Source organism: Rhizobium terrae, from assembly GCF_003425685.1.
Lineage (GTDB): Bacteria > Pseudomonadota > Alphaproteobacteria > Rhizobiales > Rhizobiaceae > Neorhizobium > Neorhizobium terrae.
On record NZ_QJKM01000072.1, the window covers coordinates 1 to 1472 of the forward strand.

The window sequence follows — 1472 nt, forward strand, 5'->3', positions numbered from 1 at the left end:
GAAGTCAGCTTCATCACCGTTATGGAAACAGATTTGTCCGATGACGGAGCCATCTGGTTGGATTTCGGCCCAGCCGTCGCCTTGAGCTTCCTCCATTTCGTCGTTGCCTTGCCAGGAGAAGGCGACGTGATTGCCATCGCCCGCACCGAAGATCTGCCCGGTAACGCAGCCGAAGGCAAATTCACCGGAGCCGTTGGCCGCGAACTCGATGTAAGCGGGCTCCATCATGTCGGGATCGTCCTCGACATAGTCGGGCATTGCGGTGATCCGCCAGCGACCGGCGAGGCTCATGCCGGCACTGCCAGGAGCTTGGGCAAGCGGACCAGATTGTAGGCCGCCAGGTTCAGGGTGAAGGCCGCGCCCACACGGGCGCATCCTCGCAGCTTGACCTTGGCCATACCGGCCGATGACTTGATCCAGCCAAACACCTCTTCGATCCGCTTGCGGCAGCGCTGGCTGGCTTCATAGCCCGGATGGCGCTTCGTGGGGCCATCGATGGCCGTCACGCGAGGCTTGCCGGTTTTGCTCAGACGACCGTCGACGGCGATGTGCGGGGTGACCTTGCGCTCGCGCAGATCCTTGACGAACTGACGCACGTCATAGGCCTTGTCGGCCGCCAGCGTGATGTGCCGCCGCGATGGACGGCGTTCCAACATGGCAAGCGCAGCCTCGCGCTCCGCTTTGCCCGTGGCCTGGGTGACGTCGCCGTCGACCACCAGTCCGTGGCGGTTCTCCATCAGCGCATGGCCCATGTAACACAGCTTCGCCGGCTGACCGTCGCCCTTCTTGTAGAGCCGCGCCTGCGGATCGCTCGTGCTCTGGTGCGTGTCGTTGGAGCGCTTCTCTTTATGAAAGCCGCGCTCGGCGTTACGACCCGCTCCATCTGGATCGTTGTCGTTTCCGTCCTTGCGGCGGAAGCTCTTGATCGAAGCCCAGGCCTCGATCAGCGTCCCGTCCACCGAGAAGTGATCCGACGACAGCAGTCGCTTCACCCTTGGCTGCGCCAGCACCGCGCGCAAAAACTTGGCCGCGATCTCACCTTCCAACAGCCGATCCCGGTTCTTGGTGAAGCTTGAATGGTTCCAGGCCGGCTCGTCAACGCCGAGCCCTACGAACCAGCGGAACAGAAGATCAAACTCCATCCGCTCCATCAACTGACGCTCCGAGCGAATGCCGTAAAAAGCCTGCAACAGCATCGCACGCAGCAAGCGTTCCGGCGCGATCGAGGGCCGGCCGAGCCCAGGCGGATAAAGCACCGCAAAATCGCCGTCCATCTCTGCAAGAGCCGCGTTCACGAGCTCTCTTATCACCCGAAGCGGATGATCACGCCGAACCCGTGCATCAAGGTCCACATGGGAAAACAGCGAACCCGTCCGTTCGTCCAATCCGCGCATCCACATTCCCCAATCGTTCGGGGAGCAATGAATCACGTTCCAAACAACCGCGCCAGCACTTCTTCAACACCCTGTTAG

2 protein-coding genes are annotated in these 1472 nt (G+C 61.7%); both read right to left on the reverse strand.

Annotation, left to right across the window (positions count from 1 at the left end):
• Positions 1–291 (reverse strand): hypothetical protein (locus tag DMO26_RS33435; protein WP_117196535.1); only part of this gene is annotated, 291 nt, incomplete at its 3' end.
• Complete coding sequence (locus DMO26_RS33440) at positions 288–1394, reverse strand: IS5 family transposase (protein ID WP_117196536.1); 1107 nt, start codon at positions 1392–1394, stop codon at positions 288–290. The genes DMO26_RS33440 and DMO26_RS33435, both read right to left, overlap by 4 nt.
• Positions 1395–1472: the final 78 nt, after the last annotated feature.